The organism is Acinetobacter sp. 2JN-4, assembly GCF_003687745.1.
GTDB lineage: Bacteria > Pseudomonadota > Gammaproteobacteria > Pseudomonadales > Moraxellaceae > Acinetobacter > Acinetobacter halotolerans.
This window is the reverse complement of the sequence record NZ_RDNY01000008.1, coordinates 129,432-146,352: the sequence shown is the minus strand read 5'-3', so window position 1 is coordinate 146,352 and position 16,921 is coordinate 129,432. Positions and strand designations below refer to the sequence as shown.

The window sequence follows — 16,921 nt, the reverse complement described above, 5'->3', positions numbered from 1 at the left end:
GGATTATTCTATTTTAAATAGTGAAATAAGAAGGAATCTGTCATGGGAAAAGTTAATAAAACTGACCGAGAATGGCAAAGAGAGCTATCGCCAGAAGAATATCGTATTACCCGTAAGAAAGGTACAGAACCTGCTTTTACAGGTCAATATTGGAATAATAAGCAACATGGGGTGTATATATGTCGTTGTTGTGGCGCTGAATTATTTTCTTCTGAAACAAAATTTGACAGTGGCTGTGGTTGGCCTAGTTTCTATCGCCCAATTGATAGCGTTGCGGTAGAAGAACACGAAGATTTGTCTCATGGTATGGTCAGAACAGAAATAGTCTGCCATGATTGCGACGCACATTTAGGGCATGTTTTTGAGGATGGCCCACAACCGACTGGTCTACGTTATTGCGTAAATTCGGCATCATTACAACTTAAAACACAAGAAAAGAATGACGAGGAAACTTATCCATGAGTAATATTTATCAGTTTGAAGCTGAGTTGTTAGAGGGAGATATAAAAGCGCTCGCTGATTATAAAGGCAAGGTCATGCTGATTGTAAATACAGCCAGTAAGTGTGGCTTTACCCCACAATTTGCGGGGCTTGAGAAACTTTATGAAAAATATAAATCTCAAGGCTTAGAAGTTTTAGGTTTTCCATGCAATCAGTTTGGCGGACAAGATCCAGGTACCAATAAGGAGATTGGGACATTTTGCCAACGCAATTATGGTGTAGATTTTCCGATGTTCGCAAAGGTTGATGTAAAAGGACCTGAAGCACATGTGATTTTTCGTTTTTTAACACGAGAAGCCAAAGGTATTTTGGGGAGCCGTAATATTAAGTGGAATTTCACCAAATTTTTGGTTGGGCGTAATGGTGAGGTCTTAGGGCGTTATGCACCAACGACGAAACCAGAAGCTTTGGAAGCCGATATTGAAAAAGCTTTGGCGAAGAAGTAAAAATAGTGATAGAAAAGACGGTCATTTGACCGTCTTTTTACATTAGTGTGGCGATTTTGTTGTCACGGGTTGGGATTTCCTAAAGCTGTGCAGCTTGCGATTGATATCATCAATAAAGGTATAGACCACTGGGATGACCAATAACGACAAGAAGGTACTGGTAATTAACCCACCAATCACTGAAATTGCCATTGGCGAGCGGAAACTTGGATCTGTTCCGATACCCAATGCAATCGGCAACATACCAGCGCCCATTGCTAACGTTGTCATGATAATCGGACGCGCACGTTTATGACATGCATCCAACAAGGCATTAAAACGAGAGTAGCCTTTTTCATTGCGCGCAATAATCGCGTAATCGACCAAGAGAATCGAGTTCTTACTCGCAATCCCCATCAGCATAATCAAACCAATTAAACTTGGCATAGAGAAACTACTTTTCGCTAAAAGAAGTAAAACGAATGCGCCACCAAGTGATAAAGGTAATGCGACTAAAATGGTAATCGGTTGTAAGAAATCTTTGAATAAAAGCACCAGCACCACATAAATACACAGTACACCTGTGAGCATAGCTAAACCGAAACTTGAAAATAGTTCCTGCATCACTTCAGCATCACCGATATTGGTGCGTGTTACGCTAGGCGGTAAGTTTTTCATGGTCGGTAATTGATCAACTTGTGCAGTCACGTCACCTAAAGGTTGATTGTTGAGCTCAATATTCAGGTTGATATTACGCATACGATTAAATCGGTCGATCTGTGAAGGCCCACTTTCAATATTTACATCAGCGATGCTACCTAACATGACTGGACCTTGATTTCCTTTGATGATGAGGCGCTTAATGAGCGCTTCATCTTGACGTGCTGACAACGGAAGTTTAATTACAATCGGTATTTGGCGCTGCGACAAATTCAACTTGGCCAAGTTCTGATCAAAGTCGCCAGCGGTCGCGATTCTTAGCGTTTCAGCAATGTCGTAACTGGTGATACCGAGATCAGCTGCTTTGGCAAAGTCCGGGCGAACAACCAGTTCAGGACGAATCAGTGCGGCACTTGAACTCACACTACCAATATTAGGAATGGTGCGTAGTTCACGCTCTAGTTTACGAGCAGTCGCCATCAATGCTTCTGGATCATCACCCGAAAGTGCCAGTTGATATTGACTGTTGTTTCCAGCTATACCGACTTGGATCCTTGCGCCTGGGAGAGGGGCTAAACGTTGTCTGATCTCATCTTCAATTTGTTGCAAACTCGCAGATCGATCAGAGCGTTCGGTGGTTTGAATGGTGAGTGTTGCTTTACGAGGTTCGCTGGAAGCGCCGCCAGCAAATGGATCTGTACCTGCTGCACCACCGCCAATAGTTGTATAGACACTTTTGACTTCTGGATGGTCTTTAATCAGGTTGCGAGCGTATTCTGCTGTTTTTAAAGTTTCAGAAAATTGTGAACCCGGTGTTAATTCCACGCGAACTTGGGTTTGTCCTGTATCTGGGGGAGGTACGAAACCTGTTGGGAGCAATGGAATGAGCATGAGCGAGCCAATAAAAAAAACGATTGCACCAAATAGCGTGACCCAGCGATGATTTAAACACCACGTCACTAAGCGCATGTATATACGCATGACGCGACCATCATTTTCACGATCTTTGGCCAAACCTCTTTGACCTTGATCTTCCATCGAGGAGGTCGGCAATGGATGGTCTATTTTTCCAATCCATGGTTTAAGAATATAAGCTGCCATCATCGGGGTAAGTAAACGCGCAACCAAGAGTGAGGCAAAAATCGCGAGGGATGCCGTCCAACCAAACTGAACGAAGAACTTACCTGCGATACCACTCATAAATGCGGTCGGTAAAAACACTGCAATTAAGGTAAAGGTTGTCGCGATAACCGCAAGACCAATTTCATCCGCAGCCTCCATGGCCGCTTCATACGGGGTTTTCCCCATCCTCAAATGCCGAATAATATTCTCAATTTCGACAATCGCATCATCTACCAATATCCCTACCACCAAAGACATAGCGAGTAGCGTGACGATATTGAGAGTGAAACCAAGGTAATACATGCCAATGATGGCGGGTAAAATAGAGAGGGGTAGAGCTGTTGCAGCAATGATGGTTGCACGCCAATCCCGTAGAAATAACCAGACCACAAGTACTGCTAAAATTGCGCCTTCATATAGCAGAGACATTGAACCTTTGTAATTATCTTCAACTGGTTTAACAAAGTTAAATGCTTCAGTGATTTTAATGTCGGGGTGAGCAGCTTTGAGTTTATCCAAAGCAATGATCACACCCTTTTCAACATCAACCTCACTAGCACCTTTACTCCGAGTGATTTCAAATCCAATAACAGGTTGTCCATTTAAAAGGGCAGCAGAACGTCGCTCGGCTATTCCATCACTGATTGTTGCGACTTGATCTAGGCGGATATGCCGACCATCACTCAATGCGATATTCATCGCACCAATTTCAGCCGCTGTTTTGACTGTCGCAATCGTACGAATAGATTGTTCACTACCGCCAATTTTAGTTTCGCCACCTGAGGCATCTTGTTGGATTAAGCGTAGCTGTCGGGTAATGTCTGTCGCCGTTGCATTGAGCGCCAATAGTTTTTCAGGGTCGAGTTCGACATCAATTTGACGTGTGACGCCACCGACACGAGATACTGCACCGACACCTTTGACTTGAAGCATAGCGCGAGCAATATCATAGTCAACAAACCATGACAGTGCTTCCTCATCCATTTTGGGGGATTGAATCGCATAAGTTAAGATCGGAGAACCAGACAGATTAATTTTGCTGACTATTGGATCTCTTAAATCAGCTGGTAAGTCTGAGCGAACCTGTGACACCGCATTGCGAACATCATCCACAGCTTCTTGAAGCGGTTTCTCCAACTCAAACTCTGCAGTAACGCTCACTACACCATCTTGAATGTTGGTATATTGATTTCTTAAACCTTGTAAAGTTGCAATCGAGTTTTCTATTTTACGAGCCACTTCAGTTTCAAGTTGTGGTGGTGCTGCCCCTGGTAAAGCTGCAGTCACCGTCACCATGGGCAATTCAATATCTGGGAACTGCTGGATTTTCATCCAGTGAAAACATAAAAGACCTGCCAAGCCAAGCATAATGAATAACAGAATACTTGGAATAGGGTTGCGGATGGACCAAGCAGAAACATTCATCTTAATGCTCCTGTGTCGTCACAAGTTGTTTGCTAAGTGGCGTGTCTGGAATATCTTTGGCAATATGAACTAAATCACCATCTGCTAAGAAACCAGTACCTGAGGAAACGACCTTTACATTTGCTGCTAAGTCTAAGATTTCTACACGACTGCCTAAGCGACGTCCGACAGTCACCTTTTGCTGTGTTACGCGGTTGTTTTTATCGACGATAAAAACATAAGCAAAGCCATCACGTAATAACAATGCCGTTTGTGGAATGGTGAGTGCGGACTTTTCACCTAAATCAAATTCACCTTTGACAAACATTCCCATACGAACGGCTTCGGTCGGTGGTAAATCAACGTAGACTAAACCATAACGTGTTTGTGGGTCGATCACAGGGGCAATCATTCGAACTTTGCCTGTGATCGCAGGTTGAGTTGGATCAGGTGAAAAGATACGAGCAGTCATACCTTGCTTTAATTTATATAAGTCAGTTGTGGTGACTTCAGCACGCCATTCTAAGCGGTGATTTCGAATGAGACGAAATAACTCTTGTCCTGTTTGCGCCAAGGAACCGACTGTGGCACTTCTTGTGGAAATCACCCCATTATCTGGTGCAACCACTTGAGTTTGTGCTAAGCGCAATTGATTGGTTTGTATTTGTGCCCTAGCGGCATCAAGTCGAGCTTGTGCAGTGGTCTGTGACGTTTGATATTGTGTGGATTCTTGGGCAGAAATAGCCCCAGTGTTTTTGAGTTGTTGGATGCGTTTATGATTGGTGATGGCGTCGGTGAGTATGGCTTGCGCTTCAGCATAATTGGCCTTTGCCGAGGCTAAATTAGCTCGAATGGTATCGCTATTAATTTCTGCAAGGACTTGCCCACGCTTTACCTTATCTCCGACATTGACATTTACTTTGGTGAGACGTTGACCAGATAGTTCGCTGCCAATCACGACTTCTTGCCAAGCAGCAACATTGCCATTTGCAGTGAAGGTTTGTTTCCAGTTCTGTTGTTCAGGTGGCACGACTGTAACAGTGAGCGCAGCCTTTTGTTCAGTTGATTGTGCCTTTTTCTTGTCTGTGTCCGTTGGCTTTTTAGCAATGCCTATTTGCCGAACAATGATTAAAATAATCACCAGTACGATCACGATTGCTAAAATGAGACAAATTTTTTTATTTATTTTCTGAGGAGTTTGAGAAACCATTTTTCCATTGTTCACCAAAATTTGATGGCTAAGTATAGACCAAGATTTCAACAGATGGTCAATCGTCAATGAAATGAATATTCGAGATTTTTGGGATTATGCTTAGCATCGCTTCACACCCTTTTTGTGTTTTTTTTCATCAGGAGAAACACAAGGGATTTATGCAAAAAGTCTATTATATTTTCTTCCTTTTACTGATCATTAAACTTATTAAAGGGAAGAAGCATTTGGAAGCGTTATTTTTTAACCTGTTGAATTGCTGTGACAAATACAGTGCTATTTTCACATGCTTCATCACTACAAACGGAACTTAACCATAATTTGCAACAATGAGTTTATCATTGTTTTTCACTGCATCCTGTAGGAAAGAAAAAGCGATTTGATACTCATCATTTGTATTGATATGAATGACAGCATCAGCAAAACAATAGGCAAAATCTTCAGGTGCGCCCAGTTTGGTGATCCGATCAATCAACATTTGATGATCACTTTCTTCAGCGATACCTGCCCAAACATCTTTGACTTGCAGCTCTCCATTTTTTTGTTTAAATTTTTTTTCAAAGATAAACCATGCAGGGTCACTGACTTGGGTGGTTATATTTGCGGCACTCCAAAGTCCAATTTCGATTACTTTTTGTATTTGAATGTCATTACTATTTACTTTTTGGTTGATGTAATTGGCAACCTGATGCGCATATTTTTCGCGCAGAGGCGGAGTTAGTTGAATTATGGTTGTCTCACAGTTGGGTTGTGTTTTGGCTGTTTGTTCTGTTGATTTAGGCACATTACTTTGAGTTGGTTCTTTGTTACATGCTGAAAGCAGAAGTAAAGGTGTAAAAAGAATAGATAACCAAATTTTTGATTTTGTCATGAGCGGTGATTCCAGTACCTATCTATGTCTATTAGAGGTGGTTTATTGGTTAATAACCAGGGTTGTCTACTTACATTAAAAAAAATATATTTGTTTGTTTTACTTTATCTTAAGAATTAGAAGAATACAGAGAATTGTATTCTTCTAGATGAGGTTGTATTTAAAGCACCGCTTTTAACCGTTTAACCACTTCTTCACATTGCGCTAAATCGGCAACCAACGCCATTCGAACATGACCTTCGCCCGGATTGCCTTGTTCTGTATCACGAGATAAGTAACGACCTGGTAGAACTTTAATGTGCGCTTTTTCCATCAGCAATTTGGCAAAAGTTTCATCATTATCAACTTTTAGCCAATAGTAGAAACCTGCATCAGGTTTTTTTAATGGCAGTAAATGGCCCAATTCCGATTGGAATAAATCAAATTTGGCACGGTATTGTTGACGATTTTCTTCAACATGTGCTTCATCATTCCATGCTGCAATTGAAGCCAATTGATTCTGTACTGGCATCGCAGCACCATGATAAGTACGGTATTGCAAATACGGTTTGAGTAATGCGGCATCACCTGCAACAAAGCCTGAGCGCATGCCCGGTAAGTTTGAGCGTTTCGAGAGTGAATGGAACACGATACAGTTTTTATAATCATCTCGTCCCATTTCCGCACAAACTTCTAGCAAACCAATTGGCGCTTGATCAAACCAAAGTTCTGAATAACATTCATCAGACGCAATCACAAAATCATATTGATCTGAAAGTGCAATCAACTTTTTAAATTGTTGTTTAGACAGTACAGCACCTGTTGGGTTGCCAGGTGTACAGACAAATAATAAAGCTGTTTTTTGCCACACTTCGGCAGGTACAGCGTCAAAATCACCCAAATATCCATTTTCTTCTGTGCAATTGATAAAATAAGGCTTTGCACCTGATAGTAATGCTGCGCCTTCATAAATTTGATAAAAAGGATTTGGCATCACGATATAGGGCGCATCTTCACGTTTAATCAATGCTTGAACAAAAGAGAAGATGCCTTCACGTGTGCCGGAAACTGGCAAGATGTGATCGTCTGCACTGATTTGATTCAATTTAAAACGTCGAGTCAGCCACTTTGCGATACTTTGGCGCAGTTCAGGTAAGCCCTTACTGTTTGGATAAGTCGATAAATGTGAAAAATTATCAATAATCGCTTGTTTAACAAACTCAGGAGCAGGATGTTTAGGCTCACCGATTGAGAGTGGAATCAACGGTAAATTGGCAGGTTGCACATCTTTAAAAAGTTGCGTTAACTTCTCAAAAGGATAGGGATGCAATAATGACAAGCTTGAGTTCATTTAAACAGTTACCACATGTAGGGGCGTATCGAATACGCCCAATTATTGATGGAAATTAAAAGTTAAGTTGGATTGCAGATCTGATTTGATGCTTCGTCCAAAGCTGCTTTGAGCATTTCCGCAAACGCTTTAACTTCTTCATCCGTTAGCAACACACCATTTTTCTTGGTGACAAAGAAAATATCTTCGGCACGTTCGCCCAGTGTTGCGATTTTAGCAGAGTGAATGTCTAGACCCTGCAGCATAAATAGCCCGCCGATACGTGCAAGTAAACCCGGTTGGTCAAGTGTTGATATCTCGACCATGTGTTGTTGTAACGTTGGGTTAAGTACAATATCAACCGTATTTTGTATATCAAAATGGCGTAAATGACGTGGTATACGGCGTTGCATAATGCCTGGGTATTGGTCTGAATGATTAAGTGCTTCAACCAATGCCGTTTTTACTTTGTGTTCACGCTCAGGATCAGTGAGTAAAGTACCAAAACGATCCAAAACCAAATAGGTATCTAAACTAAAGGCTGTACTTGCGGTGATAATTTTTGCATCTTGAACATCGAGATTCATGCGGTCCAATACTGCAACAGTTGTCGCAAACAGATTAGGTCTATCTCGTGTATAAATAAAGAGTTGAACTGCATCTTCAGCCGCATTACGATGCGCGCGTAAAAGTACCAAAGGTTCAGGATTGTCACCGTGCTGTAAAATCGCCTGTGTATGCCATGCAATTTCGTTTGCTGACTCTTTGACAAAATAGTCATCGCCGAGCTCTTGCCAGACTTTCTCAACTTCAGCCAATGAGAAATCATTGACGAGCAATTCGCTGGCAGCAAATTTGGTGTCTTCAATCAACATTTGATAATCAACTGGGCGCCCTAAACCAGAACGTACCACATCACGCGAATAGGTATAAAGTTGACGCATCAAAGAGGCACGCCAAGTGTTCCATAAGTTTGGATTAGTCGCATTAATATCAGCAACAGTTAGCGTATAGAGATAATCTAAATGCTCCATATCTCCGACTTTTTCAGCAAATTCCTTTACTTCGTCAGGATCGGAAATATCTTTTTTCTGTGCGGTGAGAGACATGAGTAGGTGGTTGTTAATTAACCACGCAACCAGTTTGCATTCACGCTCAGTAAAACCATGTGTTCGACAGAACTTAATTGCATCAATTGCACCCAACTCACTGTGGTCACCACCACGACCTTTGGCAATATCATGAAAAATTGCAGCTAAGTAGACAATATCATGTCTAGAAATCCGTTGGAAAACTGAGCTTACAACGGGAAAATCTTTGGCGAATTCTGGTTCTTTAAAACGGCTTAAATTACGAAGCAATAATAACGTATGTGCATCCACTGTATAGATGTGGAACAGGTCGTATTGCATCAATCCGGTAATCTGTCCAAAAGCGGGGATGTAATTGCCTAAAACGCCGTAACGTTTCATGGACACCATTGTTTCGTACAGTCGATTGGGTGAACGAATAATCGACATAAAGAGCGCTTGATGTTCAGGATCATCTCTAAAACGCTGATCAATTCGTTTCGCTGCAAGCACGAGTAGTCTTAACGTACGAGCACGTATGCCTGTGATTTCAGGGTGATTTGCCAATAAATAGAATAGCTCTAAAATTGCGCTTGGTGTTTCGGAAAAAACTTTATGATGTTGAACTGCAAGTTTGCCATCTACGATTTTAAATCGTTCATTGATTTCTATAATTTGACGGTCATATTCAGTCAAGCGAGGGGTAATGACTGACTCGTTGAAATATGCCAGTAGCATTTCACTTAGCGTGGAAACCTGTTGTGCGGTACGATAATAACGCTTCATAAACTGTTCAACGCCAAAATTTACTGACTGACCTTCTTTACGAACGTAGCCAAATTTTGCAGCAATTTCACGTTGGTGGTCAAACAACAAACGGTTTTCATCACGCTTTGCTAAACGGTGTAGATGGTTGCGAATTTCCCATAAGAAGCTTTCAGCTTCCTCTAATACACCCAATTCAAATTCAGTAATAAAGCCTAAATGAACGAGGTCGTAGATACGGTTGACACGAAAGTGGCGTTTTGCAATCCAACCAATTTGATTGATATCACGGATACCACCCGGTGCATTTTTGATATCTGGCTCTAAATTACTTTCAGTATTGTTATGTTGAGCATAGCGTTTGGCTTGCTCTGCCATTTTGGCATCATAGAAGGTTTGATCTGTCCATGTTTGTGCAACAATACGACGTGGCCATTTTGCCAGTTGTTCATTTCCAGTAATCAAACGGGCTTCGATCAGCGTGGTTGCTACGGTTAAATCATTGGTTGCTTGTTCTACACAGTTTTGAATCGTACGAACGCTGATGCCCGGTTTAAAATTACCGACATCCCAAAGCGATGAAATAAAAGTAGAAATCAGCTTTTCTTGTTCTTCACTGAACTCATCGTCTGACAAGATCATAATGTCAGTGTCTGAATAAGGCAGCATTTCGCGACGGCCATAACCACCGACAGCAAATAAACCTAATTCAGTTTGATCGAGACCAGCATGATTCCATAGAAATATCAGTGCTTCATCAATCGAGTTAGAACGGGCTTTAATAACGTCACGAATAGATTGACCATTTTCATAACTCTCTTGTAATTGCTTTTCTACATCTTTTCGCCATTGATTAATGGCTTGAATATCATGATGACTGGTGACGTAGTTCAACAATGGAGAAGTATTGATCATGAAAATGGTCTTCTATCAAAGTCCCTCTTTATACAAGAGGGCGAGTTGTGATTGTTGCAATGCAAGGGAAGTTTAAACGTTTGTTTTTACGCTCACTTGGTCAGCTGCGTGTTGTGCGAGTTCACGCGCCAAATCTGTACTTTCTGCACGAGCAGTGACAACACCCATACGGCGGCGTTTAAAACCCTCTGGTTTAGCAAATAAGCGTAAGTCAGTATCTGGATTAGCTAAAGCAAGATTTAAGCCAGTAAAGCTTAGATTATTTGAATCTACGCCTGCATAAATCACCGCACTTGCAGCAATGCTATGACGAGCCGTATTTACAGGTAAACCTAAAATTGCACGTGCATGCAGCTCAAATTCGTTTTGAAATTGTGATGCTAAAGTGACGAGTCCAGTGTCATGTGGGCGAGGTGAGACTTCACTGAACCACACGTTATCGCCTTTAATAAATAACTCTACCCCAAAAATACCACAGCCACCTAAAGCGGTTGTTACTTTATTGGCAATCCGTTTTGACTCTTGTAATGCAGCCGCAGTCATGGCTTGAGGCTGCCAGCTTTCCACATAATCACCCGCATCTTGGCGATGCCCAATTGGATCGCAGAAGTGAGTTTCGATTTCACCTGTTTCTGGATTTTTAGCACGAACTGTCAATAAGGTAATTTCAAAATCAAAATCAATTTGTGATTCAACGATGACCGTGCCTTGATTGACACGTCCACCTTGCATCGCATATTCCCAAGCGGTATCGACTTCATCAAAGCTTTTTACGCGAGACTGACCTTTACCAGATGAAGACATCACTGGCTTTACAAAATTTGGATAACCAATATCGTCACAAGCAGCACGGAAGCTTTCTAGTGTATTTGCAAAGCGGTAAGCAGAGGTTGGTAAACCGAGTTCTTCGGCAGCCAAGCGACGAATACCTTCACGATTCATGGTCAAGTTGACTGCTTTGGCGGAAGGAATCACTGTTGCTGTTTGGTTTTGTTCAATTTCAATTAAAACTTCAGTCGCAATAGCTTCAATTTCAGGAATAATAAGATTTGGCTTAACTTTGGCAATCAGTTTTTTTAATTCAGATGGATTAGCCATATTCAAGGTATAAGCGAAATGTGCAACTTGCATGGCGGGTGCATGATCATAACGATCTGCGGCGTGAACTTCGACCCCTAAGCGTTGTAAAGAAATGACGACTTCTTTACCTAGTTCTCCAGAACCTAACATTAAAACTTTAAATGCCGAAGATTGAAGTGGAGTTCCTAGCGTGACGCTCATGCGAATAATCCTATCCTGAGTAATTTGTGTTTAAGCATAGCAGAACTTAAGGTTAAATTAAGCTCTAATTGATACAAAAAACATGCTTTTTGTTAGACAAAATATAGAGCTTAAAATGACTGTGATCTGTTTAGACATTTTAGACATTCACTTGATAATTTAGCTGTAATTCATCTGCATTTAGCCCCCGTATTCCCCAGTGAGATTTCGGTGTTTCAAAAATTGTGATTTCAATATCTTGAGGAAGAATGCCGCATTGTCGTTGAATATTATCAAATATTGTTTTGATCAAGCGCTTTTTCGCCTCAGTTGTACGACCTTCAAACATTGAAATTTCAATAATCGTATAGTTGTCACTACGATCATTAGGGTAGATGAAATTGGCTTGCTCTAAAATAATAAAGCGTTGAAATTTCTTTTCTACTGGATAGCTCAAACATGCCACCAAAGCTTGATGGATGGCATCTGAAAGTTGATCTCTAAATTGAATGATCGTTTTATTCAACGCATAAATTTTTATTTGGGACATCTTTTATTTGCTCCGTGACTGTGTTTATACATATCGCTGATGATTAAACTTCTGTTAGCCACTTTGGACTTTTCCCATCGGGAGAATGAGGAACGATTGAAGTTCCGCAAGGGGATTTATGAAAGAAGTCTATTCAAAATTAATAAAGTCGAAAAAGAATTGAAAACAGTAACATAGAATCAGTGAATTGAGTCTGCGAATCGTTCGCTTGGTAAATAAGTAACAATGATTGAGAATTCTGTTTAAATTGACTAGCATAAAGCCCAAATGTTTCATCGGCGATCTGATATGTCTAATAGCAAAACTCGTGTGGCGACAATGATGTTGTGCAGCACTTTTTTATTGGCTGCATGCGGTAATTCAAACAACGAAACCGAAAAACGAGTTGAGATTAAACCTGCGCCGAAACTGACCAATGATGCAACCAGTTATGCAAATGCTGCATGGCAACTGATCAATGAAATTGATCCTATTATTTATAATAAACAAGTTGATGATATCGAAGAAAAAGTAAGAAAACCTATACGTCAATTGAGTACAGATTGGCGGATCAATGTCAAAATGACAGACTCAGTCACCGAAGGGAAATACGCGCTCTGTCGTAAAGCTCTAACCAGTTTAGATAGCTGGGCAAGAGATGTGAGAGATAATGCAAATGCCGCTACGCAAAAGCAAGTAAGCTATGAGCGTGATAAAGCTCAATGCAAAGATGCGATTGATAATCCTGCTTTGGGGAATACATCTCCTAAATAAGCTAAGCATTCAATTAGCAATCCCTTACATTCCTCAATTTTCAGATTTATAGCTTATATATATTGTTGATTGATTCATCGGCAGAACAAAAATCTTGTTCTGCCGTTATTATGGATAAAGCTGAAATAAAAATAGCGAATAACCATAGCCTACGTTTTATACCGTATGTGTGTTCTTTTAGACAATTACGCAACGAATGATAGACAGGTCAACTGAGCTATTGATGCTGAGAGGTTTAATAAAATCATAAATTGTAAAAGAATAATCTTTAAAAAATGCTGAAGGCATTGACTCATTTGAAGGGAAAAAGTAGGATGAATTTCCTCAATTACGTAAGGAACCTGTGGTTAAAAGCCAAGTTCTCATATGGATACTCCCAGTTTAATTTCTGAAACCGTTGGTCAATTCTCTTTCGCTTCCGCCCTTAGTGGGGATGCATTGCTTCTTTTACTATATGTTTTTTTAGCATTATTCTTTTCCTTTCTATGTTCGATTGCAGAAGCAACTTTACTCAGTATCACACCGAGTTATGTCGCAGGTTTAAACGAAACCGATCCTAAAAAAGCCGAACAATTAAGACGATTAAAAGAAGATAATATCGATCAGTCGCTCGCTGCGATTCTGACGGTAAATACAATAGCGCATACAGTAGGGGCGATTGGTGCTGGTGCAAAAGCAGTCACCGTATTTGGTCAAGTCTGGTTTGGCGTTTTTTCCGCGGTTATGACCTTATTGATTTTATTTGCTTCAGAGATCATTCCAAAAACATTAGGTGCCGTGTATTGGCGTCAACTTGCTGGTTTGACAGTGATTTATGTCAATTTCCTAATCAAAATCATGTATCCATTAATTCTCATTTCAGAAAAACTAACCAAGTTAATTTCAGGTGGAAAAAAAGTTCAGCAATTTAGCCGTGATGAATTTGTTGCGATGGCAGGTATTGGTAAAGAAGAGGGGATGTTGAATGATCGAGAATCTAAAATTATCCGTAACCTTTTTCTTTTTAAGTCTTTTGATGCCAGTACGGTGATGACACCACGAATCGTTGTCTCTGCACTACAGAAAGATTTGAAGGTCGATGAAGTGTTATCTATGCCGACAAGTTCTAATTTTTCACGTATACCAATTTATGATAATGATTTGGATAGTGTGGTTGGATTTGTACTACGTGAAGATTTGTTGGTTGCTAAGAACCACGGGCAAGGTGGGCATTCGATTAATGAGTTCCGCAGGGAAATCATAACGGTCATGGCAAAAACACCTTTATCTCGATTAATGGAAATTTTACTGGAGCAACGTCAACATATTGCACTTGTGGTTGGAGAGTATGGCGATACCAAAGGCGTGGTCACATTAGAAGATGTGGTTGAAACTTTACTTGGTATTGAAATTCTTGATGAAGGTGACAAGGTCGAGGATATGCAAAAACTAGCAAGACAGTTGTGGGAGAAACGTGTTGGGAAAATGGGTATTCATTTAGACCCACCTTCACAATCGTAACAGCATCAATGTCGATAATATAAATCGGCATTGAAATAATTTAGCCTAATAGCACATTATTATTTCTATATTTTAGACTTCTTTTGCGTAGGTGATTCTATTCTTTTAGATCACCTACTTTTGCTAATGCGATCAATTTTTCAAGATCAATCACCTCAATCTTTTTAAAACCAAGTTGAATGACGCTTTGTTTCTCGAACAGGTTGAGTGCTTGATTGATGGTTTGCCTTGAAACAGTCAGCATGTTGGCAAGCTGATCCTGAGATATTTGAATATTCAGATCATTAATAGAAGCACGATTGCCATAGCCTTCCAAAATAAACAGTAAACGTTGCGCCAAGCGTTGCGTGAGACTTTGTGTTTGAATTGCGATTTGTTCTAAAAAGACGTAGCGTAATTTTTGGCTGGTGAGTAAGGCAAAGTAATACCAATAGTATGGATATTCCGCCAAGATATCACTCAATGGCTTAGCAGGTATTTGTAGTATTACACTTTTTCTGAGAGCTATTGCATCATGTGAACGCGGTTGTTTATCGATCAATGAAATTTCACCAAACCACATAATCGGTTCAGCAATGGCAGCAATCGCCTCATTACCATTTACATCTATATAACCCAAGCTGATTGAACCTTCCAGTACAGCATATACACCATCAAAAGGATCTTGAGCGTTAAACACAGCAGCGTTTTTTTCTACCGTATATTTTCGGCTATGTTGAATAATAAATTGCTGGAAAGCTTCTGAAAGTTGATTAAACCATGAGTTTTGCTGCAAATGTTTGATGTAAGTTGCTTCTAACACAAAATTTCCTTTGCAAAAAATAAATCCATTTGTCAGCTACATTACAACTTCATGATGATACTTCTTATAGATTAACAGCATAAACCAATTGTAAGAGGAATAAATAATGACAAATTTGGAACGTCTACTCAGTCAATATGCTGCTTACCATTTAGATCGAAATAATATTTTGACCCATTTTATAGGGATTCCTTTAATTGTTTTTTCTATTTTATGTTTAACCGCACGTGCTGGTGTTGAAGTTTCAGGCGTTTCAGTGACTTTGGCATCGATACTGATTTTATTAAGTACGATTTACTATATTTCATTGGATAAGTTGTTTGGAATTCTAATGCTGATTATATTCATTGCAGCATATCCACTTGCAGTCAAAATAGCAGCATTACCAATGTGGAGTTGGTTAGGTGTGAGTATCGGTATTTTTGTTGTAGGTTGGGTATTTCAATTTGTCGGACATTATTTTGAGAAGAAAAAACCTGCATTTGTTGATGATTTAGTTGGTTTAGCAATTGGGCCTCTATTTGTGTTAGCAGAGTTCATCTTCTTACTCGGATTCCGCAAGTCATTACATCAACGTATTTTAAAAGAAGCAAAAATGAAACGTGCAGCGATGGATATGAAGCAGCAGATTGTTTCTTAAAATACAGATTCAAAAAAAACCGCTAATAAGGTCTTTATTAGCGGCTTGGAAAATCAAAAACTCATTTAAACGTTAAAACGGAAGTGAAGCACGTCACCGTCTTGAACAACGTATGTCTTACCTTCTAAGCGCCATTTACCTGCTTCTTTCGCACCACTTTCACCGTTGTATTGAATGAAATCATCGTAAGCAACACATTCAGCACGGATAAAGCCTTTTTCAAAGTCAGTGTGAATCACACCAGCCGCTTGTGGTGCAGTTGCGCCAACTTTTACGGTCCATGCACGAACTTCTTGTACGCCCGCAGTGAAGTAAGTTTGTAAACCAAGTAATTTATAACCTGCACGAATCACCACGTTCAAACCTGGTTCTTCCATGCCCATTGCTTCTAAAAATTCCGCACGATCTTCATCTTCTAATAATGAAATCTCAGCTTCGATTTGGTTGCAAAGTGGAACAACGATTGCATTTTCTTCAGCAGCAAGTTTTTGTACTGCGTCAAGATGTGGGTTATTTTCAAAACCGTCTTCAGCCACGTTAGCAATATACATGGTTGGTTTAAGGGTCATTAAACCAAAACCACGAACTAATTTGCGATCATCATCAGAAAGATCAGCAGCACGCGCTGGTTTGCCTTCATCAAGAATAGGCTGGATTTTTTCTAAAACAGCTTTGGTTGCAAGCGCTTCTTTGTCGCCGCCTTTAGCTGACTTTGTTAAACGTAAAAGTGCTTTTGCAACCGTATCAAGGTCAGCAAGTGCAAGCTCGGTATTGATGGTTGCGATGTCATCTAATGGATCAATTTTGCCATTTACATGAATGACATTTTCATCTTCAAAACAACGTACCACGTGTGCAATCGCATCGGTCTCACGGATGTTGGCAAGGAATTGGTTTCCTAAACCTTCACCTTTGGATGCACCAGCAACCAGACCCGCAATATCAACGAACTCCATTGTGGTTGGAATAACGCGCTGTGGCTTTACAATCGCAGAAAGTTTGTCTAAACGTGGATCTGGAACAGGAACAATCCCTGTATTGGGCTCAATGGTACAGAACGGAAAGTTTTCAGCAGCAATAGCCGCCTTTGTTAACGCATTAAATAATGTAGATTTACCTACGTTTGGCAGACCAACAATACCGCAATTAAAACCCATGAAACCA

General features: G+C 40.4%; 14 protein-coding genes. 5 read left to right on the top strand and 9 right to left on the bottom strand.

What is annotated here, in order from left to right; translation table 11 throughout:
* The first annotated feature begins 42 nt into the window (after positions 1-42).
* The gene (gene msrB / locus EAH57_RS12440) at positions 43-462 is read left to right on the top strand and encodes a peptide-methionine (R)-S-oxide reductase MsrB (protein WP_121930315.1); all 420 of its coding nucleotides are present in this window, start codon (positions 43-45) and stop codon (positions 460-462) included.
* Positions 459-947 carry a glutathione peroxidase gene (locus EAH57_RS12435; protein ID WP_004671491.1) on the top strand — a complete coding sequence of 163 codons (489 nt, stop codon included), beginning with the start codon at positions 459-461 and terminating at the stop codon, positions 945-947. The genes msrB and EAH57_RS12435 overlap by 4 nt, the downstream gene beginning before the upstream one ends.
* 42 nt (positions 948-989) lie before the next feature.
* Here EAH57_RS12435 and EAH57_RS12430 read toward each other — a convergent pair whose 3' ends face one another.
* The 7 genes from EAH57_RS12430 to EAH57_RS12395 all read right to left on the bottom strand — a co-directional run bounded on the left by EAH57_RS12430 (position 990) and on the right by EAH57_RS12395 (position 12,062).
* The gene (locus EAH57_RS12430) at positions 990-4,133 is read right to left on the bottom strand and encodes an efflux RND transporter permease subunit (protein ID WP_121930314.1); all 3,144 of its coding nucleotides are present in this window, start codon (positions 4,131-4,133) and stop codon (positions 990-992) included.
* A gap of 1 nt (position 4,134) precedes the next feature.
* The gene (locus EAH57_RS12425; RefSeq protein ID WP_121930313.1) at positions 4,135-5,322 is read right to left on the bottom strand and encodes an efflux RND transporter periplasmic adaptor subunit; all 1,188 of its coding nucleotides are present in this window, start codon (positions 5,320-5,322) and stop codon (positions 4,135-4,137) included.
* Positions 5,323-5,632: 310 nt separating this feature from the next.
* Positions 5,633-6,193, bottom strand: coding sequence for a hypothetical protein (locus EAH57_RS12415; RefSeq protein ID WP_121930311.1), 561 nt, complete (start codon positions 6,191-6,193; stop codon positions 5,633-5,635).
* 160 nt (positions 6,194-6,353) lie between these two features.
* On the bottom strand, positions 6,354-7,523 hold the full coding sequence (gene dapC, locus EAH57_RS12410; protein ID WP_121930310.1) for a succinyldiaminopimelate transaminase: 1,170 nt from the start codon (positions 7,521-7,523) through the stop codon (positions 6,354-6,356).
* A 62-nt stretch (positions 7,524-7,585) separates the two neighbouring features.
* Positions 7,586-10,252 carry a [protein-PII] uridylyltransferase gene (gene glnD, locus EAH57_RS12405; RefSeq protein WP_121930309.1) on the bottom strand — a complete coding sequence of 889 codons (2,667 nt, stop codon included), beginning with the start codon at positions 10,250-10,252 and terminating at the stop codon, positions 7,586-7,588.
* Positions 10,253-10,324: 72 nt separating this feature from the next.
* Positions 10,325-11,542 (bottom strand): formate-dependent phosphoribosylglycinamide formyltransferase, encoded by a 1,218-nt coding sequence (gene purT / locus EAH57_RS12400; protein WP_171407462.1) that lies wholly within the window; start codon positions 11,540-11,542, stop codon positions 10,325-10,327.
* Positions 11,543-11,672: 130 nt separating this feature from the next.
* A complete protein-coding gene (locus EAH57_RS12395) occupies positions 11,673-12,062 on the bottom strand; it encodes a tautomerase family protein (RefSeq protein WP_121930307.1) in 390 nt (129 codons plus the stop codon).
* A gap of 288 nt (positions 12,063-12,350) precedes the next feature.
* Here EAH57_RS12395 and EAH57_RS12390 point away from each other — a divergent pair, with 288 nt between their 5' ends.
* Together EAH57_RS12390 and EAH57_RS12385 are read left to right on the top strand one after the other, a co-directional pair.
* Positions 12,351-12,815, top strand: coding sequence for a hypothetical protein (locus tag EAH57_RS12390; protein ID WP_121930332.1), 465 nt, complete (start codon positions 12,351-12,353; stop codon positions 12,813-12,815).
* A gap of 366 nt (positions 12,816-13,181) precedes the next feature.
* Positions 13,182-14,315, top strand: a complete 1,134-nt coding sequence (locus tag EAH57_RS12385; RefSeq protein WP_121930306.1) for a CNNM domain-containing protein — start codon at positions 13,182-13,184, stop codon at positions 14,313-14,315.
* Positions 14,316-14,412: 97 nt separating this feature from the next.
* Here EAH57_RS12385 and EAH57_RS12380 read toward each other — a convergent pair whose 3' ends face one another.
* Positions 14,413-15,117: a Crp/Fnr family transcriptional regulator gene (locus EAH57_RS12380; protein ID WP_121930305.1), complete on the bottom strand. Its 705-nt coding sequence runs from the start codon at positions 15,115-15,117 to the stop codon at positions 14,413-14,415.
* A gap of 106 nt (positions 15,118-15,223) precedes the next feature.
* On the opposite strand from EAH57_RS12380, the gene EAH57_RS12375 reads away from it, so the two are divergent.
* Positions 15,224-15,757, top strand: coding sequence for a DUF962 domain-containing protein (locus EAH57_RS12375; protein WP_121930304.1), 534 nt, complete (start codon positions 15,224-15,226; stop codon positions 15,755-15,757).
* Positions 15,758-15,822: 65 nt separating this feature from the next.
* Here EAH57_RS12375 and ychF read toward each other — a convergent pair whose 3' ends face one another.
* Positions 15,823-16,914, bottom strand: coding sequence for a redox-regulated ATPase YchF (gene ychF / locus EAH57_RS12370; RefSeq protein WP_121930303.1), 1,092 nt, complete (start codon positions 16,912-16,914; stop codon positions 15,823-15,825).
* Positions 16,915-16,921: the final 7 nt, after the last annotated feature.

Bases quoted from the DNA above. Each gene is read 5' to 3' on its own strand.
- dapC (WP_121930310.1), bottom strand. From the start codon at position 7,523: ATGAACTCAAGCTTGTCATTATTGCATCCCTATCCTTTTGAGAAGTTA.
- EAH57_RS12430 (WP_121930314.1), bottom strand. From the start codon at position 4,133: ATGAATGTTTCTGCTTGGTCCATCCGCAACCCTATTCCAAGTATTCTG.
- ychF (WP_121930303.1), bottom strand. From the start codon at position 16,914: ATGGGTTTTAATTGCGGTATTGTTGGTCTGCCAAACGTAGGTAAATCT.
- EAH57_RS12385 (WP_121930306.1), top strand. From the start codon at position 13,182: ATGGATACTCCCAGTTTAATTTCTGAAACCGTTGGTCAATTCTCTTTC.
- glnD (WP_121930309.1), bottom strand. From the start codon at position 10,252: ATGATCAATACTTCTCCATTGTTGAACTACGTCACCAGTCATCATGAT.
- EAH57_RS12435 (WP_004671491.1), top strand. From the start codon at position 459: ATGAGTAATATTTATCAGTTTGAAGCTGAGTTGTTAGAGGGAGATATA.
- EAH57_RS12395 (WP_121930307.1), bottom strand. From the start codon at position 12,062: ATGTCCCAAATAAAAATTTATGCGTTGAATAAAACGATCATTCAATTT.
- EAH57_RS12425 (WP_121930313.1), bottom strand. From the start codon at position 5,322: ATGGTTTCTCAAACTCCTCAGAAAATAAATAAAAAAATTTGTCTCATT.
- EAH57_RS12375 (WP_121930304.1), top strand. From the start codon at position 15,224: ATGACAAATTTGGAACGTCTACTCAGTCAATATGCTGCTTACCATTTA.
- msrB (WP_121930315.1), top strand. From the start codon at position 43: ATGGGAAAAGTTAATAAAACTGACCGAGAATGGCAAAGAGAGCTATCG.
- EAH57_RS12390 (WP_121930332.1), top strand. From the start codon at position 12,351: ATGTCTAATAGCAAAACTCGTGTGGCGACAATGATGTTGTGCAGCACT.
- EAH57_RS12415 (WP_121930311.1), bottom strand. From the start codon at position 6,193: ATGACAAAATCAAAAATTTGGTTATCTATTCTTTTTACACCTTTACTT.